Source organism: Thalassospira sp. MIT1004 (assembly GCF_001858545.1).
Classification (GTDB): domain Bacteria; phylum Pseudomonadota; class Alphaproteobacteria; order Rhodospirillales; family Thalassospiraceae; genus Thalassospira; species Thalassospira xiamenensis.
Genome location: NZ_MCAO01000013.1, coordinates 14,823 through 38,875 on the forward strand (window position 1 = coordinate 14,823; position 24,053 = coordinate 38,875).

23 protein-coding genes are annotated in these 24,053 nt (G+C 56.4%); 16 read left to right on the forward strand and 7 right to left on the reverse strand.

The features are described from left to right. Nucleotides 1–4 precede the first annotated feature (4 nt). On the reverse strand, nucleotides 5–739 hold the full coding sequence (locus tag BC440_RS07640; protein ID WP_071239714.1) for an SIMPL domain-containing protein: 735 nt from the start codon (nucleotides 737–739) through the stop codon (nucleotides 5–7). A gap of 244 nt (nucleotides 740–983) precedes the next feature. Between BC440_RS07640 and BC440_RS07650 the strand changes: the two genes are divergently transcribed. Continuing rightward, on the forward strand, nucleotides 984–1,658 hold the full coding sequence (locus BC440_RS07650; RefSeq protein ID WP_071239716.1) for a D-lyxose/D-mannose family sugar isomerase: 675 nt from the start codon (nucleotides 984–986) through the stop codon (nucleotides 1,656–1,658). A gap of 88 nt (nucleotides 1,659–1,746) precedes the next feature. Here BC440_RS07650 and BC440_RS07655 read toward each other — a convergent pair whose 3' ends face one another. Beyond that, the gene (locus tag BC440_RS07655) at nucleotides 1,747–2,706 is read right to left on the reverse strand and encodes a tetratricopeptide repeat protein (RefSeq protein ID WP_037990649.1); all 960 of its coding nucleotides are present in this window, start codon (nucleotides 2,704–2,706) and stop codon (nucleotides 1,747–1,749) included. Nucleotides 2,707–2,865: 159 nt separating this feature from the next. Here BC440_RS07655 and BC440_RS07660 point away from each other — a divergent pair, with 159 nt between their 5' ends. From BC440_RS07660 to BC440_RS07675, 4 genes are all read left to right on the forward strand, one after another. Next, on the forward strand, nucleotides 2,866–3,966 hold the full coding sequence (locus BC440_RS07660; RefSeq protein WP_071239717.1) for a GGDEF domain-containing protein: 1,101 nt from the start codon (nucleotides 2,866–2,868) through the stop codon (nucleotides 3,964–3,966). 69 nt (nucleotides 3,967–4,035) lie between these two features. Next, nucleotides 4,036–5,220, forward strand: a complete 1,185-nt coding sequence (locus BC440_RS07665) for an NAD(P)/FAD-dependent oxidoreductase (RefSeq protein ID WP_071239718.1) — start codon at nucleotides 4,036–4,038, stop codon at nucleotides 5,218–5,220. A 120-nt stretch (nucleotides 5,221–5,340) separates the two neighbouring features. Next, nucleotides 5,341–5,523 carry a PLD nuclease N-terminal domain-containing protein gene (locus tag BC440_RS07670; RefSeq protein WP_037990397.1) on the forward strand — a complete coding sequence of 61 codons (183 nt, stop codon included), beginning with the start codon at nucleotides 5,341–5,343 and terminating at the stop codon, nucleotides 5,521–5,523. Between the two features lie 139 nt (nucleotides 5,524–5,662). After that, the gene (locus BC440_RS07675; RefSeq protein ID WP_071239719.1) at nucleotides 5,663–6,142 is read left to right on the forward strand and encodes a GFA family protein; all 480 of its coding nucleotides are present in this window, start codon (nucleotides 5,663–5,665) and stop codon (nucleotides 6,140–6,142) included. Here BC440_RS07675 and BC440_RS07680 read toward each other — a convergent pair. Beyond that, the gene (locus BC440_RS07680; RefSeq protein ID WP_247643536.1) at nucleotides 6,139–7,962 is read right to left on the reverse strand and encodes a TRAP transporter fused permease subunit; all 1,824 of its coding nucleotides are present in this window, start codon (nucleotides 7,960–7,962) and stop codon (nucleotides 6,139–6,141) included. The two genes, BC440_RS07675 and BC440_RS07680, sit on opposite strands and share 4 nt — an antisense overlap. A gap of 21 nt (nucleotides 7,963–7,983) precedes the next feature. Further along, nucleotides 7,984–8,946 carry a TAXI family TRAP transporter solute-binding subunit gene (locus tag BC440_RS07685; RefSeq protein WP_071239731.1) on the reverse strand — a complete coding sequence of 321 codons (963 nt, stop codon included), beginning with the start codon at nucleotides 8,944–8,946 and terminating at the stop codon, nucleotides 7,984–7,986. 446 nt (nucleotides 8,947–9,392) lie between these two features. Here BC440_RS07685 and BC440_RS07690 point away from each other — a divergent pair, with 446 nt between their 5' ends. Next, on the forward strand, nucleotides 9,393–10,769 hold the full coding sequence (locus BC440_RS07690) for an MFS transporter (protein ID WP_071239721.1): 1,377 nt from the start codon (nucleotides 9,393–9,395) through the stop codon (nucleotides 10,767–10,769). Between the two features lie 205 nt (nucleotides 10,770–10,974). After that, on the forward strand, nucleotides 10,975–13,167 hold the full coding sequence (locus BC440_RS07695) for a malate synthase G (protein ID WP_071239722.1): 2,193 nt from the start codon (nucleotides 10,975–10,977) through the stop codon (nucleotides 13,165–13,167). Nucleotides 13,168–13,257: 90 nt separating this feature from the next. Here BC440_RS07695 and map read toward each other — a convergent pair whose 3' ends face one another. Together map and BC440_RS07705 are read right to left on the reverse strand one after the other, a co-directional pair. After that, nucleotides 13,258–14,007, reverse strand: a complete 750-nt coding sequence (gene map / locus BC440_RS07700) for a type I methionyl aminopeptidase (RefSeq protein ID WP_007089240.1) — start codon at nucleotides 14,005–14,007, stop codon at nucleotides 13,258–13,260. A gap of 65 nt (nucleotides 14,008–14,072) precedes the next feature. Then, nucleotides 14,073–15,740: a GGDEF domain-containing protein gene (locus BC440_RS07705; protein ID WP_083379305.1), complete on the reverse strand. Its 1,668-nt coding sequence runs from the start codon at nucleotides 15,738–15,740 to the stop codon at nucleotides 14,073–14,075. A 276-nt stretch (nucleotides 15,741–16,016) separates the two neighbouring features. On the opposite strand from BC440_RS07705, the gene BC440_RS07710 reads away from it, so the two are divergent. After that, on the forward strand, nucleotides 16,017–16,652 hold the full coding sequence (locus tag BC440_RS07710; protein WP_007089242.1) for a trimeric intracellular cation channel family protein: 636 nt from the start codon (nucleotides 16,017–16,019) through the stop codon (nucleotides 16,650–16,652). Nucleotides 16,653–16,661: 9 nt separating this feature from the next. On the opposite strand, the gene phnF is transcribed toward BC440_RS07710, so the two are convergent. Continuing rightward, nucleotides 16,662–17,375 carry a phosphonate metabolism transcriptional regulator PhnF gene (gene phnF, locus BC440_RS07715; RefSeq protein ID WP_247643537.1) on the reverse strand — a complete coding sequence of 238 codons (714 nt, stop codon included), beginning with the start codon at nucleotides 17,373–17,375 and terminating at the stop codon, nucleotides 16,662–16,664. A 132-nt stretch (nucleotides 17,376–17,507) separates the two neighbouring features. Between phnF and phnG the strand changes: the two genes are divergently transcribed. Genes phnG through phnN form a run of 8 tightly spaced genes read left to right on the forward strand, consistent with a single transcriptional unit; the run spans nucleotide 17,508 to nucleotide 23,944 of the window. Continuing rightward, nucleotides 17,508–17,996, forward strand: a complete 489-nt coding sequence (phnG, locus tag BC440_RS07720; protein ID WP_071239724.1) for a phosphonate C-P lyase system protein PhnG — start codon at nucleotides 17,508–17,510, stop codon at nucleotides 17,994–17,996. Next, nucleotides 17,993–18,601 (forward strand): phosphonate C-P lyase system protein PhnH, encoded by a 609-nt coding sequence (gene phnH, locus BC440_RS07725; protein WP_071239725.1) that lies wholly within the window; start codon nucleotides 17,993–17,995, stop codon nucleotides 18,599–18,601. Before phnG ends, phnH begins: the two co-directional genes overlap by 4 nt. Before the next feature lies 1 nt (nucleotide 18,602). Continuing rightward, nucleotides 18,603–19,754 (forward strand): carbon-phosphorus lyase complex subunit PhnI, encoded by a 1,152-nt coding sequence (locus tag BC440_RS07730; RefSeq protein WP_071239726.1) that lies wholly within the window; start codon nucleotides 18,603–18,605, stop codon nucleotides 19,752–19,754. 5 nt (nucleotides 19,755–19,759) lie between these two features. Continuing rightward, complete coding sequence (locus BC440_RS07735; protein WP_071239727.1) at nucleotides 19,760–20,689, forward strand: alpha-D-ribose 1-methylphosphonate 5-phosphate C-P-lyase PhnJ; 930 nt, start codon at nucleotides 19,760–19,762, stop codon at nucleotides 20,687–20,689. Beyond that, nucleotides 20,689–21,471, forward strand: coding sequence for a phosphonate C-P lyase system protein PhnK (gene phnK / locus BC440_RS07740; RefSeq protein WP_071239728.1), 783 nt, complete (start codon nucleotides 20,689–20,691; stop codon nucleotides 21,469–21,471). The genes BC440_RS07735 and phnK overlap by 1 nt, the downstream gene beginning before the upstream one ends. A gap of 10 nt (nucleotides 21,472–21,481) precedes the next feature. After that, nucleotides 21,482–22,186, forward strand: coding sequence for a phosphonate C-P lyase system protein PhnL (gene phnL / locus BC440_RS07745; protein ID WP_210766347.1), 705 nt, complete (start codon nucleotides 21,482–21,484; stop codon nucleotides 22,184–22,186). Beyond that, nucleotides 22,179–23,321: an alpha-D-ribose 1-methylphosphonate 5-triphosphate diphosphatase gene (locus tag BC440_RS07750; RefSeq protein WP_071239729.1), complete on the forward strand. Its 1,143-nt coding sequence runs from the start codon at nucleotides 22,179–22,181 to the stop codon at nucleotides 23,319–23,321. The genes phnL and BC440_RS07750 overlap by 8 nt, the downstream gene beginning before the upstream one ends. Beyond that, the gene (gene phnN / locus BC440_RS07755; RefSeq protein ID WP_071239730.1) at nucleotides 23,318–23,944 is read left to right on the forward strand and encodes a phosphonate metabolism protein/1,5-bisphosphokinase (PRPP-forming) PhnN; all 627 of its coding nucleotides are present in this window, start codon (nucleotides 23,318–23,320) and stop codon (nucleotides 23,942–23,944) included. The genes BC440_RS07750 and phnN overlap by 4 nt, the downstream gene beginning before the upstream one ends. Nucleotides 23,945–24,053: the final 109 nt, after the last annotated feature.

Below are 24,053 nucleotides of genomic sequence, written 5' to 3' on the forward strand. Positions count from 1 at the left end.
GTGATCAATCCTCGATCAGATATTCCATGGTGGTGACAACACGCACGGTTTTATTGATCTGCTGGCTTTCCATCGTATTGGGGGCACCATCAGCCGGAAGGATCTGGAACAACCCTTGCGTTGCGCGGCGAATACCGCCCAGATGACCACCGGAATCGGTTGCGAATTGCTGCGCACTTTCACGCGCATTGGCCGTGGCCGCCGCAATCATTTCCGGTTTGATATCATTAAGCTTGGTGAACATGAAACTCGGACCGGGGTTATAACCCTGCCCGCCCAGAACAATCCCGCCCTGAAGCAATTTGCCAATATCCTGCGTTGCCGCAACGACTGCCTCGATCTTGTCGGTCCGGACCTGGATCGTCTGACTGACGATATAACGGCTTTCAATCGGCCCGGAACGATAGGATTGCGCCAGCTGATCGGTAACCTGAAGGCTTTGCAGTTCGGTCATGTCCTTGGTGATGCCATGCGTTTCAAGAAACGCCAGAAGGGCGGTTGTATCGCTTTCGATTTTGGCCTGCGCGTTTTGCAGAACATCATCGGTCGCAACATAGGTAATCGGCCACACCGCACGATCCGCCATGACATCGCGTTCGGCCAGTCCCTTGACGGTGACAAACCGGTCAAGGGATCGCATGTCCGAAAGCCCCTTGCCGACCAGCCATCCGGCACCGGCAATACCGGCACTGACCACAACCGCCGCAACAAATTTCGCAAATCCCGAAGAAGAAGACATGCCCGTGTTTCCTTGATTATTGTTATTCCGCTAAACGCATAGCTTTTGTTTTGAACACCTTATCAGACGGAACAAAATCGACAAAATCAGGGCAGTCATTTTGCAGGTTTGCGAAATCAGACACCGGGAATTTGAATGCATTCAAATTGGGTCGCAATCCTTTTTCGAACATGCTAAAAGCCAGCAAAGCCTGCGCATCGCGCGGCCAACCATTCAAACATGCACAAGCTTTACGAGGTCGTCCATGCGCCGTTCCGATATCAATGCACATATCACGCATGCCAAGGAACTGTTCGAGTCCATTTCCTTCAAACTGCCCGTCTGGGGCCACTATTCCCCGGCGCAGTGGGATGCCGAGCCTGATCTTGCGAAATGGTGCCGTGCCCATCAGATGGGCTGGGACGTAACCGATTATGGCGAAGGCGATTTCGCCCGTCGCGGCCTGATCCTGTTTTGCCTGCGCAATGGCATCCTGCGCCAGCCGGGTGAAGTCCCCTATGCCGAAAAAATCATGATTGTCGGCGAAAATCAGGAATGCCCGTGGCATTACCACAAGGTCAAAATGGAAGACATCATTGTGCGTGGCGGCGGCAATCTGGTGATCGAACTGACCAATCTGACCGAAGACGGCAAAATGGACATGGTCAATGACGTGCATGTCCGCACCGACGGCAAGCTCAATATCCTTCCGGCCGGTGGCAAGGTCGTGCTCGAACCCGGTCAAAGTGTCACCCTGCCGCGCACGCTTGTGCATCGCTTCTATGGCGAAGAGAGCAAAGGACCGGTGATTGTCGGCGAAGTATCGCAGGTCAATGATGACCTTGCCGACAACTACTTCTTTGACTGCGACGCCCGGTTCAGCGAAATCGAAAACGATGTCGCGCCGATCCATCCGCTGTGGAATGAACTGGCCGGTTAAGATCACCGATCAACTGATATGCAAACCCCCGGCAGTCCGCACTGCCGGGGGGTTTGTTTTTGGCTTGGGGCGTGAAATGCCCTCGACGTTATTCCGCGGGCGCAGCACTCTCGGGATTACCAAGAATTTCGGCAAATTCCCGCAAATTGCGAAGCGGCTCAAACTCAACCTCGGTCCAGGCAGGCTGACGCATCGCATCCGAAAGGGCCACCGCACGCTGCAAATCGGCAAGGGCGGCTTCCGGATAACCCAGCCCTGCATTGGCGCACGCCCGCTGATAATAGCCATTGGCATTATCCGGCGCCTCGGCCAGAAGCCGGTTACACAGGCTAAGCGCCCAGTCACGATCACCCAGCTGAAGGGCGGCATCCGCCTTATAGGCCATGACTTCCGGATCGCCCGGCGACAGTTCAAGGATCTTGTCGTAAATCTCGATCTTGGACCGCGGATTGGTCACCTTGTTCGCCTGCAGCCAAAAGGCATGAATGGTCTGGGTATTTTCGATTTCCTGCTGATGATCGTTGATCACCATGCTTTTCTGGCGCAGCTCGTCTTCAAGCGCGCTCAGACGTGTTTCAAATTCTTCGGACAGGCGGCGCAATTCCGTATCGGCAAGGTTACGCACACTTGATTTAAGTTCCCGCAACGACTGCCAGCCCAGCATGGTCAGAAGCGCACCGACAGCGGCCACAAAATAAAAGAAATAGGTCACCGTGTTCGACGAATAGGAAATCGCCTTGTCGATGGCCTCAAGCTGCCGGTTAACAACCTCGCGCAGCAATTCGGCGCGCATGCCCTGCATTTCGGTCCGCAATGCCTTTAACTCGTCAAGTACATAGCGTTCCATAAGCGGCGGCATATTGGTGCGTTCACCAGCTTCAATCGGACGAAAATCGACTGGTGGCAACGTATCGCCCGATGACGTGCCAGATGTGCCAGATGTTGCAGGGGCAGCCCCCATGCCATCCTGCGCCAGAACCGGTGATGAGACCAGAACCACCATCATCACGATGATACCGGCGACCATGCGTTCAAACCGTAACGTCATTTCCTGCTGCTTCCCTGTTTCTTTTTTATGGATTGGTTTTATTGGCGGGGCTTTTGTAACCCGGCTTCGGCCATGATCCAAATCAACGTTATGATTGGACTGTAACGATATATTGCCCCTGCCAAAACATACATTTTTTGGAAAGTCGCGCAGGTATCGATGATCGAATACGGCACCAGCCCGGATCGGGCACAGCAATTGTCAAACGCAGCCCTCGCCATGATGTCCGAACTGGGCGTTATCGCGCATCCGAACAATTTTACGATCTTTTTCAATTACCTGTCTGGCGAAGAACCCGATCTTACGCAGACGATTGATATCCTACGCAGCAACAATCGCGAATTCGACGAATTGCAGTGCCGCGACCTTTTCACGCGGTTTTTTGACACCGTGAATGAACGCGAAATCGTCACCCGCATCACCGAAGATCTGCGCAATCAGTTGACATCGGTTCTGGAAACCGTGCGCAATGCCGGAATTGACACCTGTGCCTATGGCGAGGCCCTTGATCATTTCTGCGAATATATCGGGGACAAGGATTTCACCAATCTGGAACAGGCGCTTAAAACGCTGCTCGGTGCGACCCGCGACATCGAAGGCGTAAACCGCCTTCTTGAAACCCGGCTTGATAATACCTCGACTGAAATATCGAAACTGCGCCGGGACCTCGAAGACATGAAGCGCGAGGCCATGACCGACTGTCTGACCGGCATTGCCAACCGCAAGGCATTTGATCTGCGATTACGCGATTGCGCGATGCAGTCGATGGAAACCGGCAAACCGCTTAGCCTGCTTCTGATCGATATCGACCATTTCAAAACATTCAACGATACCCATGGCCATCAGGCCGGTGATCAGGTCATTCGACTGATGGCCCAGACCCTTCAGCAGAACGTCAAGGGCCGCGACACCGCCGCCCGTTACGGTGGGGAGGAATTTGCCGTCATCCTGCCGATGACCGGTCTTGGCTGCGCCCGCCAGCTGGCCGAACATATCCGCCACAATGTCGAAACCCGCAAGGTGGTCAGCCGCATCCGCCATGAAGAACTTGGCAAGGTCACCGTGTCAATCGGGGTCAGCACCTTTGCCTATGGCGAGCCACTTGGCCGCTTTATCGAACGCGCCGATCAGGCGCTTTATCTGGCCAAGGCCAAAGGCCGCAACCGGGTTGCAACCGAACGCCAGATTGCAGATGCCCATCCGACGGCCCAGACACCCGATATCACAACGCCCCAGCCCAAAAAGCAGCGTTACGCCTGACAGGCACTGACAGAACACCAATTTATCCGTATAAGGCAGGTCGTTTTCCCCGAAAGATTGGCCTGCTGCGTGAAGAAGATTGATGTCCTTGTGATTGGTGCCGGTGCCGCCGGCCTTATGTGTGCAATCGAAGCCGGAAAACGCGGCCGTTCGGTTGTGATTGTCGATCATTCGGCGAAACCGGCTGAAAAAATCCGGATTTCCGGGGGCGGTCGCTGCAACTTCACCAATCTGCACGCCAGCCCGGAAAATTTCATTTCGCAAAACAAGCGTTTCTGCGTCTCGGCACTCAAACGTTACACCCAGTTTGACTTCATCGATCTGGTCAATCGCCATGACATTGCCTGGCATGAAAAAACACTGGGGCAGCTTTTCTGCGATGAATCCTCGTTCCAGATCATCGACATGCTGCTCGATGAATGTGATGCCGCCCATGTCGAGCTGCGCCTGAACACCGAAATCAGCAACATCATCCGCCGCGATGATGCCGGGTTCGACGTCACCACACGCACCGGCGCGCAATGGACCTGCCAATCCCTTGTCGTGGCTTGTGGCGGCCTTTCCATTCCCAAAATCGGCGCAACCGGCTTTGGCTATCAGATTGCCCGACAGTTTGGCATCGACATCGTTCCGACCAGGGCCGCCCTTGTCCCGCTGACCTTTGACCCGGATATGCGGGCCGATCTGGGTCAGCTTTCCGGCATTTCGGTTGATGCGATTGTCCAGTCCCACAAAAAGCAGTTCCGCGAAGGATTGCTGTTCACCCATCGCGGGCTCAGCGGCCCTTCGATCCTGCAGATTTCATCCTATTGGGATGAGGGTGACGCCATCACGGTCAATCTGAACCCCGAAGAAGACGCGTTTGATCTTCTGAAATCGGCCAAGGCCGAAAGCCCGAAACAGGCCGTGCATAATGTGCTCTCGCGCATCCTGCCAAACCGTCTGGCCCAGATGATCACCGCCCGCCACGGACTTGATCGCCCGATTGGTGAAACCGGGGACAAGGCGCTGCGTCTGCTTGCAACCGATGTCAATCAGTGGTCGGTCATGCCGCAGGGATCCGAAGGCTATCGCACCGCCGAGGTCACGCTGGGCGGGGTCGACACCAACGCCCTGTCATCGAAAACCATGGAATGCCGCGATGTCCCCGGCCTTTATTTCATCGGTGAAGTCGTCGATGTTACCGGCCATCTTGGCGGCTTCAATTTCCAGTGGGCCTGGTCATCGGGCTGGTCGGCCGGACAAGTCGTCTAGGTAATTTCGCCATTTGGTCGCAAAATACCCCGCGGGAACAACTTCCCATCCAAGCCGTTTGACTTTCAAGAACAGCCGACAGCTTTCCTGTCTGCTGACACAGAAAAATGAGGTTGGGTTATGGAATATGGTGGAATTATCGGACTGATCATTCTGATTGCCGATATCTGGGCGATCATCAATGTCATGGGCAGCGGTGCCAGCACCGGTTCAAAAATCATCTGGACGATTCTGATCCTCGTGTTGCCGGTTCTCGGCCTGATCATCTGGCTGTTTGCCGGTCCACGTAGCGGACGCGCTTAACGCAGAAATCACTAACAGCACCCAATAGCCGCCAGGGACAAAGCGCCCTGGCGAAGAACCTGTTGGCATTCCGGTCAGGCACGCATTAATTTGCATGCCTGACCTTTTTTGTGCGCAATTACAACCGGGTGCCAGATAGATGGACAAGATTTCCTATCCCGTCAAAGGATCCTGCCGTTGCGGGAAACTTGAAATCGCGCTGGCAGCACCCCCGGTCCTGACCGCGGCCTGCCATTGTCGCGGTTGCCAGAAAATGAGCTCAAGCGCCTTTTCGCTGACCGCGATGTGCAAATCAGACAACTTTCGCGTTGTGCGCGGAACACCGGTCAAAGGCGGCGCACAAGGCCCCGAACTGGATCATTTTTTCTGTCCGGACTGCAAGACATGGATGTTTACCCGGATCATCGGCATGGATGATTTTGTCAATGTCCGCCCGACCCTGTTTGATCAGAAGTCCCTTGCCACACCCTTCATTGAAACCATGACATCTGAAAAACTGCCATGGGTCAGCATCCCGGCACAGCACAGCTTCACGGGCTTCCCGGATGCCGATGATTTCATGAAGCTGCTTGATGATTTCAGTCAGACGCAGGACCAACAAGGAAGCCGCCGGGGTTAAACCCCGGCAACAAAAATGACAAGCCCGCCCAGAACGCCCGATGCGATGCGGACCAGAACCGGGCGCGGCGATATCAAGCCATAGGAAATCGCCGTCAGACCAACCGCAACCTTAAGCCCGGCAACCAACGCCCAAACCGGATTGGCCGCAAGATCAATCAATGACCCGTTTGCCACCATCGCCAGCGGCACGATGTAAAGCCCGACGCCAAGCGCCATTGCCGTTCCGGCCACCTTCAGCCAGTTTTCCTCGACCATACCCGCGGCAATGAACACCGCACCGCAAACCGGCGGGGTAATCGTCGACAGCAGGGCAAACCAGAACACGAAAAGATGCGCCTGCAACGGATCAAGCCCAAGCTCGGTCAGGGCGGGTCCGGCCACCGAAACACAGATCACATAGGCCGCCGTGGTCGGCACTTCCATGCCAAGGATCAGACACGCCACCGCCGTCAGCAGCAAGGCCGGCCAAAGCATCCCGCCCGATCCCGACAGCAGAAGCGACGTGATCTTCACGCCAAGCCCGGTCAGACCCAAAACACCGATAACGATGGACGCGCACAAAATGATCGCAGCAATCATCGATACCTGCCGCCCGGCACTCAGGCAGACCTCGGTAAATCTTTCGCCCGTCCGTTTCAGGCTGAATTGCAGATTGCCATCTAAAAACAGCAAAGCCGCACCGGCAATCATCGCAAGGCAGGCCGCATATTGCGGCGTATAGCCACCGCCAAACATGCCCCAAAGCAATATGGCAAACGGCACAAGGAAAAACGCCGACGTCACAATCACAGCACGGGTATCAGGCCGGTCTTTTTCCGGCACACCGGGCAAATCATAGCGAAGCGCAAAGGCATTGATCCCGACCCACACCGCCAGAAAATAAAGGATTGCCGGCAAAATGGCCGCAACCATGATCTCGACATAGGGCCGCCCGGTCAGCTCGACCATGACAAAGGCCCCGGCCCCCATCAATGGCGGCATGATCTGCCCGCCCGACGATGCCACCGCCTCGACCGCGGCGGCCAGTTTTTTCGGATAGCCAAGCTTGGTCATGGCCGGAAGGGTAATCGCCCCGGTGGACGCCACATTGGCCGACGCAGACCCGGAAATGGAGCCAAACAACGCCGACGAAATCACCGAAACCTTGGCCGCGCCACCGCGCAACCGTCCGGCGGCCGCACCGGCAACATTCATGAAGCCCTGCCCGGCTTCGCCGCCATTCAGGATCGCGCCAAAGATGACAAAGATCGCAACGATGCTGACCGAAACCCCGGTCAGGCTTCCCCAAAGGCCGCCTTCGGCAATGGTTAGCGTACCCAGCATGCTCTCAATCGGAAGCCCGCCATGGCCGAATTCACCGGGAATATATTCGCCAAAGAACCCATAAAGCAGCGCAATCGCCGCCACACTCGGCAAAGGCCATCCGATGGCGCGCCGTGCCATTTCAAGAACAATGCCCAGCAGGGCAAATGATATGGCAATTTGCAGATTCCCGACCAGGAATCCGTATTGATCACCCAGCATGCCGTGATTGAACGCCACCCACAAACATGCCGCAAGCCCGATCACGGTCAGGATCAGACCGCTGATTTTCTGCAACGGTGTTTTGGCAACAAACACCAATGCCCAAGGCAGCGCCAAAGCCATATGCAACGGCCGACTGACCAGATTGGGAACCAGCCCCGAAAAAATCAGCCAGAGATGAAAAAAGATGGATACCGCGCCAAGCGCAATCCAGAAAGGGCGGGAAACAGCAGACATCGTAATCCTGATACGTCCGATAAAGAACGGCCCGGCTGTGGCGGCCGGGCCTGTCATCACATTATTGCCAATCGTCGATCAATTCTGATCGTCGCGAACCGGGAAACCGGCCTCGGCGTAAAAACGAAGCGCGCCGGGGTGAATTTTACCCTTGATATTGGCCAGCATTTCCTGGGTCACACCTTTCCACCATGACGCGTTCGAGCTCATGGCAGATTTCTGGCCCCAGTAAGTTTTGGTCAGCTGATAGGCGGTTTCATCATCCATCTCGGTCGTGGCATAGGCAACCACCGACAGGGAAGACGTGCGGATATCATCCTTCTGACCGTTATAGGTCCCGGCCGGGATCACCGTCAGATCGCGCTTTGTCATCGCAAGCTGGTCATCGGAAAGCGACAGGATATTGACATCCGTGCCTGCCGCGGCCTCAATCACGTTCGGCGCGGGCCAGGAACCGGCGGTGACAAAACCGTCAATCTGACCGTTTTTAAGGGCGGCAACCGCGTTGGACAGCTCCGCTTCTGACAGTGTCACCTTATCTTTAAGCCCGAACAGATCGAGGTATTTTTCACCCTCATTCGCGCCAAACGACCCCTTGCCAAGCAGAATGGTTTTCCCTTCAAGCCCGGCAAAGTCGGTCACACCGGCATCGGCACGCATCACAAAATGCATGGTTAGCGACGGGATCGGGAACAGGGCCCGGACTTCATTGAATTTTTCGGTCGGACGCCCTTCAAACGCGCCCTTCCCTGCCTGCGCAAGGCCAACAAGTGCGGGCGGGCTTGTGAAAAGATAATTGCCCGGGCGAACCGATGCTTCCATCACGTTCTGGACCGATCCCTGGCTTTCCTCGACCGTGACGATGATTTCGCCGTCCGTACCGGTCTTGATCGCTTCTGCGAACTGGGCTGCCATCTGATAATAGGATGACGCCGCCTTGGCCGATTTGAAAGTGACGCGGGTTTCTGCCTGGGCGGCACTTACCGCCGACAAGGCAACAATACCGGTCGCGATTGCGCCGATTGTACGAAGAATGTTCAAGGTTTCCTCCCCTTGCAGAACCCGGGCACCGGTCGGTTTGCAAATACCGAACTTGGGTGCGGATCGGGCCAATAGTGGCGATCAACGCAAAAATCCGTCTTTACGGCAACGAATTTTGGCAAATTGCTTCCAATTCCAAGTCATAGAGCGCATCAAAGGGCCGAAGGTCAAGCCGGTTATTCGCTCAGCCCACCCTTTACCGGTTTCAACCTTATCGCACTTTTAACATGGCAGTTGCGCAAAACCGGTACTGTTCGCGGCAGGGCTTCGACTTTAATCCAATGCTTGAAATTCTGCGGAACATCTTATGCGCCGTAACGTTCGATCCGTCACATGTCCCGCAAGGCTGACAAGACCTTTCAGAACAGCACCTTGTAAAGATTGACAGGGTTCCCGACCTTCGCGCAGGGTAGACCCTGCCGCGACTTTACCACCAGAGGATAGCAATGCCCCGTTCGCCGGTCGCACTGATCATCGCATTATCTGCGACATTGTTTGCAGCCTTCACCCTCAATACCGGGGCGTCGCTGCAATCCTCGCTGCTGGCGTTGCGCGCCTCGTCGGAGGGATTTGCCCCGATCTATACCGGTATCATCATGGCATCCTATTATGCCGGGTTTATCGGCGGGATCATCTGGGGGGCCGGGCTTGTCAACCGTGTGGGGCATATCCGGACCTTTGCCGCACTGGCATCGACCGGATCGGCAATTACGCTTTTGCATGCCGTGTTTGTCGATCCGATTACCTGGTCGCTGTTTCGTGCCATGACGGGCCTGTGCATTTCGGCCCTGTATCTGGTGATTGAAAGCTGGCTCAACGAACAGGTCGACAATACATCGCGCGGCGGCATGATTGCCGCCTACATGACCGTGTCGCTGGCGGGTCTTGCCATCGGGCAGCTGTTGCTGAACGTGTCACCGATTGGCAGTTTCGAACTGTTTACCGTGGCATCGGTCCTTTTGTCGCTGTCTCTGGTGCCGATTGCACTCACCCGGCAGCCCCCGCCCGCCGCGGTCAGTGGCGCACGCATGAAATTCCGCCAGCTATACGCCATTTCGCCGCTCGGCTTTGTCGCCGCCGCCGGCAGTGGCGTTCTGTCCGGTGCGATTTATGGCGTCGGTCCGATCTTTGCCTCCGACCTTGGATTGGCAACCAATGAGGTCGCCAACTTCATGGCCTTCGTCATTCTGGGCGGCATGATCATGCAGTGGCCGATTGGCCGTTTGTCCGACATTGTCCCGCGCCAGTATGTCATGATCGCCGTGCTGATCGGGCTTGCCATCTGCGGGTTGTTCCCGCTTGTCGCGCCGGAAGTCGTGCGCGCCAATCTTACTGTGTGGGGCGCGATCATCGGCATCTTTATCATGCCGGTTTATGGCCTGTCGGTCGCCTATGTGAATGACTATCTGCAACCGGACCAGATCGTTTCCGCATCCGGTGGCCTCTTGATCATTTATGGCGGGTCTGCTGCCACCGGGCCGATCATCGGGTCGCTTGCCATTGGTCATTTTGGTCCATGGGGCATGCCGGTTCTGTTTGCGATTGTCGGCGTGCTGGTGGCAAGCTTTGCTATCTATCGTGCCGGTTTCGGTCGCCGCATCACGATCGAGGAACAGGGCCAGTTTGTCGCCGTGCCGCGCACCACGCCCATGGCACTTGAAATGTCGCCCATCACCGATGACATCGTCGAGGAAGAAGACGGAAGTGCCTCACATGCCGCCGACCGACCGGACGATATCGGCCATCCCGCGACAGATGACACCGCTGATCAGGCGGGTTCTGCCCCGGATCAAGGCCCAAATCAAAACAGACACAATCCTTAACACCCCCGCTTTGGGCAAAATTTAGCGGCATATAACGGCAATAATCACCCGGCGGGTGTCGGTATCGTTTCCACAATACGGAAAACATCCCACGAAAGTGAAACCGGCTGTGGACCCTGCCCGCTTCCAGCCCATATGTTGTGACAAAGATATGCATCGGTCACATCGGGCCGTGCAGAAGACTTCAAGCCTGTCGAGAGGAAACATGACCCAACGTATCACCAAAGGCGGCCTTCAGATCGCAACCGTTCTGCATGATCTGGTTGCCAACGAAATCACCCCGGGCACCGGTGTCTCCTCCGACCAGTTCTGGGCATCGTTCGAAAAGCTCGTGAACGAACTTGGCCCACGGAACCGTTCGCTGCTGGCAAAGCGCGACGAGTTGCAGGCCAAAATCGACGAATGGCACCTGTCTCGGCAGGATCAGGCCCGCGACCCGCTGGCCTACAAGGAATTCCTCAAGGAAATCGGCTATCTTCTGCCCGAAGGCGACGATTTCTATATTTCGACCACCAATGTTGACCCGGAAATCGCCCGCGTCGCCGGCCCGCAGCTGGTCGTGCCGGTGATGAATGCGCGCTATGCCCTTAATGCCGCCAATGCCCGCTGGGGCAGCCTTTATGACGCGCTTTATGGCACCGATGTCATTGACGATGCCGACGGCAAGGAAAAGACCGCTGGCTTTAATCCCAAGCGCGGGGCAGCCGTCGTTGCCTATGCGGCAAAATTCCTTGATCAGGCCGTGCCGCTTGCCAATGGCAAACATGCCGATGTCGCCAAATACGAAGTCCGCGAAGACGGGTCTGGCTGGTGGACATTGGTGGTGACCCTGTCAGACGGCAGCGAAACATCGCTGGCACAGCCATCGCAATTCATCGGCTACAACGAAAAAGACGGCGCGCTTTCCGAAGTCCTGCTGCGCAATCATGGCCTGCATCTGGAAATCCGCATTGATCCCACGCACCCGATTGGCAAAACCCATGCGGCCGGTGTCTGCGATGTGATCATGGAATCCGCCCTGACCACCATTCAGGATTGCGAGGATTCGGTTGCCGCCGTTGATGCCGAAGACAAGGTTGCGGTGTATCGCAACTGGCTTGGCCTGATGAAAGGCACGCTGGAAGAAAGCTTTGAAAAGGGCGGCAAAACCGTTACCCGCCGCCTCAACCCGGATCGTTCCTATCAGGGGTTTGATGGCCACAATGTTGTCCTGCCGGGGCGCAGCCTGATGCTGGTGCGCAATGTTGGCCACCTGATGACAAGCGACGCGGTGCTGGATGCCAATGGCAACGAAGTCCCCGAAGGCTTCCTTGATGCGATGTTTACCAGCCTGATCGCCAAACACGATATTGACGGCAACAGCAGCGTCTCGAACTCGCGCCATGGCAGCGTCTATATCGTGAAGCCGAAAATGCACGGGCCCGAGGAAGTCGCCCTGACCAATGATCTGTTTGCCTTTGTCGAACGTGAAATCGGCCTGCCGGAAAATACCCTTAAGGTCGGCATCATGGACGAGGAACGCCGCACGACGGTGAACCTCAAGGAATGCATCCGTGCTGCCCAGGACCGTGTAGTTTTCATCAATACCGGGTTCCTTGACCGCACCGGCGATGAAATCCACACCAGCATGGAAGCCGGCCCGGTCGTTCGCAAGGAAGCAATGAAAGACCAGTACTGGATTTCGGCCTATGAAAACTGGAATGTCGATGTCGGCCTTGAATGCGGCATGAAGGGCATCGCCCAGATTGGCAAGGGCATGTGGGCCAAACCCGATCGCATGGCCGAAATGATGACCGCCAAAATCGGCCATCCCAAAGCCGGGGCCAACTGCGCATGGGTTCCATCCCCCACTGCGGCCACCCTGCATGCCATGCATTATCATCAGATCGATGTCCGTGCCGTTCAGGACGAAGTCGGTAAACGCGAACGCGCCAGCCTGGATGATATCCTCTCGATCCCGCGCCTTGGCGACATCAACCCGATGCCAAGCGAAATCCAGGAAGAACTTGATAACAACGCCCAAGGCATTCTTGGCTATGTTGTCCGCTGGATCGATGCCGGGGTTGGCTGCTCCAAAGTGCCCGATATCAACAATGTCGGCCTGATGGAAGACCGCGCCACATTGCGCATTTCCAGCCAGCATATCGCCAACTGGCTCCATCACGGGCTTTGCACCAAGGATCAGGTGATGGAAACCATGAAACGCATGGCCGCCGTCGTCGACAAACAGAACGAAGGCGACCCGGAATATCGCAACATGGCACCGAATTTCGATGACAGTGTTGCCTTTGCCGCCGCCTGTGATCTGGTGTTCAAGGGCCGCGAACAGCCAAATGGCTATACCGAGCCGGTCCTGCACGCGCGTCGCCGCGAAGCCAAGGCAAAATACGGCGCATAACTGCCATCAATACCGCACTAAAAAGGCCGCCCGACATGTTCCGGGCGGCCTTTTTCGTATCGCGCAGACTGCCAATATGAACCGGTGGGTTTATCCGGCCAATGTCATGATTTCATAGCCATTCTGGGTTACCACCAGCGTATGTTCGTACTGCACGGTCGGTGCACCGGTATCGGCATAGAGCGTCCAGCCATCATCCCCGTCAAGCGCCCAATTCGACCCCCGCGACAGGAACGGTTCGATGGTGATGACCTGACCTTTTTTCAGCGACCGGCGTTCGCGCGGATCATCCCATGTCGGGATGGTTTCCGGTGCTTCGTGCAATGATTTTCCGATCCCGTGACTGGCCAGATTTTTAATCAGGCTGTAACCGCCCTTTCGGGCAAAATTTTCGATCCGAAGACCGATTTCACGGATCGGTGCCTTGTCACGCACAACCTTGATCCCCGCCCACATTGCCTTTTTGCCATCATCGCACAGCTTCACGATTTCAGGGCGCGGCGTTCCGACGATAAAGCTGGCACCGGTATCGGAAAAATAGCCGTCAAGCGACGCCGACACATCGATATTCACAAGATCGCCATCGGCCAGAACCCGATCACCGGGAATACCGTGTGCGACTTCCTCATTCACACTGATGCAGGTCGCACCGGGAAAATCATATTCGCTTTCGGGTGCGGAAACCGCCCCGGCATCCTCAAGGACCTTGCGGCCAATGGCATCAAGTTCGGCGGTGGTCATTCCGGCAACGGCCGCAGCCCCCATGACGTCGCGCGCACGCGCACAGATGCGTCCAATACGGCGCAGATGTTCAAGTTCGGTTTCTGATGAAATGGTCATGGATTGCTTAATGCTTAGCAATCACCACCAAGTCAAGCCATTGGATGGTCATATCTGACCCGATTTCAGGCGCGTGAGCCTGAATTCTGCGCGCGGTTTTCCTCACCATGAATGACATAGCGATGCTTGCCCTTGCTTTTGGCCACATAAAGCGCCTGATCGGCCTGCTCCAGCAGCGTCTCCGGGCGGGTGGCATGATCGGGATAAACAGCAATACCGATGCTGATATTGATCGATATCCGGTTTCCGCCGGTAATGAACGGCATAAGAATGTCATTAAGGATTCGTTCGGCCAATGCACCTATTTCGGTCACACCATTTTCGCCAAGATGCGAAACAATGACCATCTCGTCCCCGCCGGTGCGGGCAACCAGATCCCCACCGCGCACACAGCGACGCAGCCGACGGGCAACTTCACATAGCACCTCGTCCCCTGCCGCATGCCCCAGCCGGTCATTGATCGGTTTGAAATCGTCCAGATCAAGAACAAGAACGCCAAGCTGACTGCGCTGGCGGTTGGCCTGTGCCAGGGCATGTTCGAAATAAACATCCAGTGCCAGACGGTTGCCAAGCCCGGTCAGGGGATCATGATGCGCAATATGCTTCATCTCGCCAAGGGCGTTGTCCTTCTCGGTCAGTTTGACGACCAGACTGTTCAGGCTGCTTGAAAGCGTTCGGATTTCGCGCGCCCCTGCAACCTGTGGCAGGTTTTCGATCTCACCACGTTTAAGCTCCCCGGCGGCATTCGCGATCCTGACCAGCGGGCCGACGATGAAACCAGCCCCCCACCAGGCAATGATGCTAAACAGCACCGCAAGACCAAGGCCCAGCGCCAGAATATCGGAACGCAAATCGTTGACCGGCATCAACGCCGAGGTTACCGGCTGGCGCACAAGCACAGTCCAGCCAAGCCCGGCATAATCAAGGTGGCCATCGGCCGGTGCCGCCCCCGTAAGATAGTCATTGCCATCGGGCCAGCGGGCAATCTGCCAGCCCGCATTCGGCGTGTCGTTTGCACTTTTCAGATCAAGATCAAGCTTCTGGCCCGCCCTTTCAAAATCCGGCGCAAGCAGGATCGTGCCATTGGCACTGATGACAAAGATATCAACGCTCCGATGCAGACCCTGGCCTGCGAACAGATTGCGCCTTACCGTATTCGCCCATTCCCAGCTCAGATGCGTTGCCAGAACCCCATTGAAGTTACCGGCATCGTTTAGCAACGGAACGGCAATATCAACAAACTGGATCGGCTCGCCGGTCGGGCTCGGGAATTTCTCGGCCAGCAGTTTGGCGTCATGGACATCGCCAATGAACATCTCCTTGCGGCCAAACTCAAAAACCGGCCGTGCCGAAGCATCCGTGCCGACCAGAATATCCCCCGTAGCGGCAACAACGGTGCCATCCGCATCCAGCACGCCGATCCATGTGAAAATTGGCAATTCATGCTGCAACCGGTTGATCAGTTCGCTGGCCTGATCAATGTCATTCAGGTTTCGGATCGCGCGCAAGGTACTAAGAACCGCAACTTCACCGCGATGGGTCCACATCGTGCGATCAAGCTCGTCTGCCATTTGCAGGGCAACATCGGCCACACCAGTGCCGATCTGCCTTGTCAGAACGTCGGCCGACCTTTGACCAACGACATAGCTCATGATGCCGGCAAGTGCCGCAACAAGCACAGCAGTGACCAGCGCGATCTGGATACGGATACCCACCTGCGAAAAGCTTTTCACAGTCAATCCTCTCACTTCCCTACGGACAGCCTTATTTGCGATTGCCCTATTTATATGCCGTCATTTTTAATACATGCGGCTTATCGTGTGCTGCATATAAGACCGCGCTCTCGGCTTTTTAAGACGAACGGGGAAAACATTTTCCAAAGCCATCTTACGTTTGGCATGATGGCACCAAACATACTGAAAAATCGGTGATACTGAAATTCTATGCCATCCGGCAAGTCAGATCGATCCGATAAGACTGAATATCTGAAACGGTGTTGAAGCGACATTATGACAATTACCCAGATTATTTATTGGCTCGAACTGACCGGTGTTGCCGTTTTTGCCGTGACCGGCGCGCTGGAAGCATCGCGGCGCCAGATGGATATTGTCGGCTTCGTTTTGATCGCGACCTTTACTGGCATCGGCGGCGGCACGGTACGCGACGTGATCACTGGCGCCACACCGGTTTTCTGGATCAGGGACCCGGCCTGGGTCATTACCTGTATCGGCAGTGCCGTCTTCACCTATTTCACCGCCCATCTGGTTGAACGGCGTTATGTCGCGCTGATCTGGCTTGATGCGCTTGGTCTTGCGATGTTTGGCGTGACGGGGGCGGCTATCGGCCTTAACCTTGGCGTATCGCCATTGGTTGCCATCATCCTTGGCACCATCACGGCAACATTTGGCGGCATGGTCCGTGATGTGGTGTGTAACGAAATCCCGCTGATCCTGCGCCCGGAAATTTACATCACCTGCGCGCTTCTCGGCGCATCAATCTATGTGATCGGCACCGATATTCTGTCGCTTCCCCGTGCCCCGGTCGCCCTGATCGCGTTCCTGTGCTCCTTCGCCCTGCGCGCAAGTGCCATATGGTTTAAACTCAGCTTCCCGGTCTATAGGGCCCGTCCGGGGCGGGAATACTGAACCTGTCTGCTACTCGACAATCAACTGCACCCGGTCGCTGGAAAAGGCGGTAATCCCGTATTCAATCGGTACACCGGCAGAATCGACATCAACACTTTCCGTCGATATCACCGGCCGGTTTTTCGCCTGTTTCAGCAGGCTGGCAACGCGTGATGATGGCAGTTGGGCGCTGATGCGGGTGGTTTTGCGGCTGTAATCATCAATCCCGAAATGCCTGAACGCTTCGGTCAGGGATTTTGTCTGGGTAAATATCTCGACAATCCCCTCGAACCGCGCAACCGGCAGATAGCTTGTCGCCACCGCCAGCGGAATGCCATCGGCCTCCGACACGGAAAACAGTTCGACAACCCGCGTCCCCGGTTTGACATCCAGAAACTGGGCGATGGTTGCACTGGCTTTCAGGACTTCAGACGAAATCAATCGTTTGTCCGGCAGGCGATGGCGTCCGGATACGATCTGGGAAAAGCGTGTCTTGCTGCCAAGCGGATAATCCAGAATCTGTTCCTGGACAAAGGCGCCGCGCCCCTGTTCGACACGCACGACATTGGCATCGACAAGGGCTGACATCGCACGTCGCACCGTATGGCGATTCACGCCGAATCGGCGAACCAGTTCCATCTCGGTCGGCATTTTATCGCCAGGTGCGAAGACCCCGCTGGCAATATCGGCAAGAAGCTGTTTTTCGATTTGCTTCCAGATAGATAGCCCGGCTTCCCAATCCATCGAAATCCCCATTCACAAAACTTTCACCGCAAGGCCTTTGCCAAGCCCGCGTAATCGTCTTATAACGTGAATATGTATAGACGTCTAGACAAATTTTGAATTTGTCGATACCCGCATAGAAGGATCAAACAGATGACGGCGCAACCCGCCCCGCAATCCGGATCAGACCAGGGATCGAACATCGATCCCGCCACACAGGCACGCCAACGCTGGATGGCGGTGCTGGCCCGCACGAACCGCGCAATTCTTGAACAGGAATGGCACGATCATTTTGCCGATGTGCAATGGAGCCACCTGCGCGAACCGCAAATCGGCATGGTTATGGTGCGCGGTCGTGCCGGTGGGGCCGGGCAACGCTTCAACCTTGGCGAAATGACGGTCACACGCTGCGCAGTCACCCTGCCCGATGGCACGGTCGGCCATGCCTATGTCAAGGGACGGGACCGCATACAGGCGCAATATGCCGCCCTGTTTGATGCCATCATGCAACGCGACGATGGTGCGTCCGATTTCATCGACATGCTCGCCCGCCAGCAGGCCGAGGCAAAACGCGAAAACGGCCGCAAGGTTGCCGCCACCAAGGTCGATTTCTTTACCCTTGTCCGCGGAGAAGACGAATGACCATACAATCCCGGACAGGCGAATTGCTGCGTGGTTTTGAAAATGCCGCCTTTGAGTCCAATGCCGTTTTTCGCACCATTCTGGATGCCATGGCCCATCCCGGTCGGATTTACGATCTGCCGCTTGATCTCCCTGCACCGGCCGGGCTGAACAAATCCGCAACCGCATTTCTGCTGGCGATGGCCGATATGGATACGACAATCTGGCTGTCACCTGATTGCGCATCGGACGCGGCAAACGCCCATCTGAAATTCCATTGCGGCAGCCCGATCACCGGCACACCGTCCGCTTCCGATTTTGCCGTCGCCCGCCTTGATGGTGATCTTGGTTTCATCACCGATCTGGCGCTTGGCAATGCCGAATATCCCGATCAGTCGGCAACCCTGATCCTGATGGTCGAAGACATATCGGACAAGGCCGACATGATCCTGCGTGGCCCCGGCATCAAGGAAAGCCAGAACCTTTCCGTGCCCGGCCTGCCTGCCGCCTTCCACGCATGGCGCGCGGAAAACCATCATCTGTTCCCCTGCGGTGTCGATGTCGTCTTTGCCGCAGATCGCAAAATCGCCGCCCTTCCGCGCACCACCCGGATCGAGGTCAGATAAAATGTATGTAGCCGTCAAAGGTGGCGAACGCGCCATCAACAATGCCCACCGGCTTCTGGCCGAAAAACGCCGTGGCGACAGGGACGTTGCCGAAATTGAAACCAGCCAGATCGAACAGCAATTGTCGCTTTCGGTCACCCGCGTCATGGCCGAAGGATCGCTTTATGACCGCGATCTGGCCGCCCTTGCCATCAAGCAGGGCCGCGGGGACCTGATCGAGGCGATCTTTCTGATGCGCGCCTATCGCACGACATTGCCGCGCTTTGCCTTTTCCAAACCGGTCAAAACCGCCGAAATGGATATCGCACGCCGCATTTCCGCAACCTTCAAGGATCTGCCGGGCGGGCAGATTTTGGGCCCGACATTTGATTACACCCACCGCCTGCTTGATTTCACCCTGATGGCCAATGGCGAGGAACCTACTTCTGCCGAAGCCGCCGATCATCCGGTTGATGAAACCATGCCGCGCGTTCTTGACGACCTTCTGAATTACGAGGGCCTGATACAGGACGAACCCAACCCGACCAATGATGATGCGCCAGTCGCCGATCTGACGCGCGAAGCAGTCAAATTCCCGGCTGATCGTGATCTGCGCCTGCAAAACCTCGCCCGCGGGGACGAGGGCTTTGTTCTGGCACTCGGTTATTCCACCCAGCGCGGTTACGCCAACAGCCACGCCTTTGTCGGTGAAATCCGCTATGGCAGTGTTGCGGTCGAAATCGAACCCGAAGAACTCGGCTTTGCCATTGATATCGGCGTTATCGAGCTGACCGAATGCGAAACCGTGAACAAGTTCAAGGGGTCCAAAACCAAGCTGCCGCAATTCACCCGTGGCTACGGGCTTGTCTTCGGTCAGAACGAACGCAAGGCGATTTCGATGGCACTGGTGGATCGCGCCATGCGTGCACGCGAAATGGGCGAACAGGTCATGGGCCCGGCCCAGGACGAGGAATTCGTCATGGAACATAGCGACAATGTGCAGGCAACCGGCTTTGTCGAACATATCAAGCTGCCCCACTATGTCGATTTCCAGGGCGAACTTGAACTTGTCCGGCGCATGCGTGCCGAAGTGCTTGAACGTCTGGCAAAGGCGGATGCAGCGGATGCAGCAGATGCCAAAAACGCCAGATCACAACCCGAAGCCGCGGAGTAACCATCATGGAACAGACCGTAAATAATCCGCTAGAAGCATCTTCGGCCTATAATTTTGCCTATCTTGATGAACAAACCAAACGCATGATCCGGCGTGCGCTGCTAAAGGCCGTTGCCATCCCCGGATATCAGGTGCCGTTTGCTGGCCGCGAAATGCCGATGCCCTATGGCTGGGGTACCGGCGGGGTGCAGGTCACCGCCGCCGTCATCGGCCCGGACGATACGCTTAAGGTCATCGATCAGGGCGCGGATGACACCACCAATGCGGTATCGATCCGGCAGTTCTTTGCCAAGACCGCCAATGTCGCCACCACCGAAAAAACCGCCGAGGCATCGATCATCCAGACCCGCCACCGCATTCCCGAAAAGGAACTGCGCGAAGACCAGATCCTTGTCTATCAGGTGCCGATCCCCGAACCGCTTCGCTTCCTTGAACCGCGCGAAACCGAAACGCGCAAGATGCACGCGCTTGAGGAATATGGGCTGATGCATGTGAAGCTCTATGAAGACATTTCGCGCCACGGCCATATCGCCACCACCTATGCCTATCCGGTGATGGTCGATGATCGTTATGTCATGGACCCGTCGCCGACACCGAAATTCGACAATCCGAAAATGGACATGATGGCCGCCCTGCAACTTTTCGGGGCCGGACGTGAAAAACGCATCTATGCCCTGCCGCCCTACACCAAGGTCAAAAGCCTCGATTTCGAAGATCACCCGTTCGAGGTGCAAAGCTGGAAGGACGAATGCGGCATGTGCGGCGCAACCGACAGCTACCTTGACGAAGTCATCCTTGATGACAAGGGCAACCGGATGTTCGTCTGCTCGGACACCGATTATTGCAGCGAACGGCAGGAAGCCGGCCACCGTGGCCCGCAACATCATGATCAGCCCCTTGGCAAAAGCCACAGCAACGGAAAGGCCGCAGAATAATGACCCGCTCAATTGAACCGCTTCTGCGCGTTTCCGACCTGACCATGATGTATGGCGACCGGGTCGGTTGCCGCAATGTAAGTTTCGAGCTCCGCCCCGGCGAGGTACTTGGCATTGTTGGTGAATCCGGCTCTGGCAAATCAACTTTGCTGCGCAGCATTGCAGCCCGGCAGGAACCGACAAAGGGCACAGTCGAATACCATACCCGCATTGACGGCATCCGTGACGTCTATCAGATGTCCGAAGCGCAACGTCGATTGCTGATGCGCACCGACTGGGCGTTTGTCCACCAGAATGCCCGCGATGGATTACGCATGAATGTCAGTGCCGGGGCCAATATCGGCGAACGCCTGATGGCGGTCGGTGATCGTCATTACGGCAATATCCGAAGCACCGCCGAAAACTGGCTTGGCAAGGTCGAAATTGCCACCGAACGCCTTGATGATCTGCCCTCAACCTTTTCGGGTGGCATGCAGCAACGCCTGCAGATTGCCCGCAACCTCGTAACCAGCCCGCGTCTCGTTTTCATGGACGAACCCACGGGTGGTCTGGACGTCTCGGTTCAGGCCCGCCTGCTCGATCTGCTGCGCGGGCTGGTTCACGACCTTAATCTGGCGGTGATCATCGTCACCCACGATCTGGCGGTTGCCCGCCTGCTATCGCATCGCCTGATGGTCATGCAGAACGGCGAAGTGATCGAAAGCGGCCTGACCGATCAGGTGCTCGACGATCCACAGCACGCCTATACCCAGTTGCTTGTTTCTTCCATCCTGCAAAACTAGGGCGATTGAAATGTCTGAAATGCTTCACGCCAAAAATGTCGCCAAGGGCTTTACCCTCCATACTCAGGGCAGCGTCACGATCCCGGTATTCGAAGGGGTGGAATTCCGCCTCAATGCCGGTGAATGCATTGCGCTGACCGGTGAATCCGGATCGGGGAAAAGTACCTTCATGCGCATGCTTTATGCCAATTACACCTGTTCAAGCGGCTCGATCAGCGTGTTTCACGATGGTGACTGGCTTGACATCACCACCGCAAGCCCGCATGCGATCCTTGATATGCGCAAACGCACCATGGGCTATGTCAGCCAGTTCCTGCGTGTCATTCCGCGTGTGCCAACGCTTGAAATCGTTGCCGAACCCCTGATCGCGCTGGGTACCGCCCGCGAAACGGCACTGGCAAAGGCCCGCGATCTTCTGACCCGCTTGCGCATTCCCGAACGTCTGTGGCAACTTTCCCCCCTGACCTTTTCCGGGGGCGAACAGCAACGCGTGAATATCGCGCGCGGTTTCATCGCCGATTATCCGATCATGCTGCTTGATGAACCGACCGCATCGCTTGACACCCAAAATCGTGCCACGGTTCTGGCATTGATTGAAGAAGCCAAGGCACGCGGAGCTGCCATTGCCGGTATTTTCCATGATCACGAAACCCGCGATGCGGTCTGCACGGGATCGTTTGATGTGACTTCGTTTAAAGTTGGGGCCAATGACTGAACAGATTTTTACCAATGCCAAAATTGTCCTGGCCAATGATGTCATCGAAGGTGCCGTTCAGATCAGGGATGGCCTGATCACCGATATCTCGGACCGCCCGTCCAATCTGCCGGGTGCCGAAGACATGGGCGGCGATTACCTGATGCCCGGACTGGTCGAACTGCATACCGACAATCTCGAAAAACACCTGACCCCGCGCCCCAAAACCCGCTGGCCCGCCACCGCCGCCGTGATTGCGCACGACAATCAGGTCGCCAGTGCCGGCATCACAACGGTGTTTGATGCCATCTCTGTCGGCGACGTCTCAGACGGATCAGAACGGATCGAACGACTGGTTGAATCAGTGACCGCCCTTCAGCATGCGCTCAAGAACAACCTTTTGCGTGCAGATCACAAACTGCATCTGCGCTGTGAAACGTCCTATGGTGGGCTGGTCGAGGCGCTCGATAATCTGGTTGATCTTCCTCTGGTCAAGATGCTCTCGGTGATGGATCACACGCCGGGCCAACGCCAATTCGTCAGCCTGGATGCCTATTACACCTATTATCAGGGCAAATACGGCCTCTCGGACGAGGAAATGCGCAAATTCGTCGCCAGCCGCAAACGTGATTCCGAACTTTATTCCGCCAAACATCGCCGCCACGTTGTCGACGTCGCCCATAGCCGGGGCCTTGCACTGGCAAGCCACGATGACGCGACCGAGGAACATGTCGCCGAAGCCGTCGCCGATAAAATGACGGTGGCCGAATTCCCGACGACACTGGCGGCTGCCAAGGCATCGCACGAAGGCGGGCTTGGTGTGATGATGGGCGGGCCGAACCTTGTGCGCGGCGGCTCGCACAGCGGCAACGTTGCGGCGGGTGATCTGGCGAAGCATGGCTATCTCGACATTATTTCAAGCGACTATGTCCCGCACAGCCTGCTGCACGGTGTCATGAAGCTGTTTGATGATTTCGACGCCTATGATCTTCCGCGTGCGGTGCGCACCGCGACCCTGACCCCGGCAAAACAGGTCGGCCTTGATGACCGGGGCGAGATCGCGGTTGGCAAACGCGGCGATCTGATCCGGGTCCATCATTCACCGCATCATCCGATTGTGCGCGGTGTGTGGCGTCTGGGAAGCCGCGTGTCATGACCGTGCGCCATGACACCCCTCATGGCGCTTTGGAAAATGGATTACTGATTCTTGTCGTCGGCCCCAGCGGGGTTGGCAAGGATACCCTATTGGATGCGGCACGGGCGCGTTTGCATGACGATGAAACCATCCTGTTTCCCCGTCGCTGCATTACCCGCCCGGCCGGATCGGTTGGCGAAATCCATATTCCGGTCCGCGCCGAAGATTTCGCATCCATGGCAAAGCAGGGTGCCTTCCTGCTGAGCTGGCGGGCGCACAATCTTTGTTACGGCATTCCCAATCATGTCCAGAACGACGTCGCCAACGGCAAAATCGTTGTCGTCAACGCATCACGCAGCGTGATTGACGATGCCCGCGATCTTCTGGGTCCCGATCACGTCCGGGTCATCAGCATCCGGGCCCACGAAGATGCCCTTCGCCAACGCCTTGTGGCCCGTGGCCGCGAAAGTTCCGACGATATCGAACAACGCCTGCGGCGCGCATCGGCCTATCAGGTCGATGGTCCCAACGTGATCGCCGTTGAAAATGACAATGACCTTGAAACCGGTATTGGCCGTTTCATCGATGCCATTTTCCATCGCCCGGCCCCAAAGGACCAATCGCCCGGAAACCGGGCAGTCTAAACAAAAAATGCTGCAGCAAAACACTGCAGCATTTCAGACCGCTGACAAACCCCGTCATATTTTGGCGGGGTTTTTCTTTTAGAGGTGTTTGAAAGCTGGCTTGAGTGTG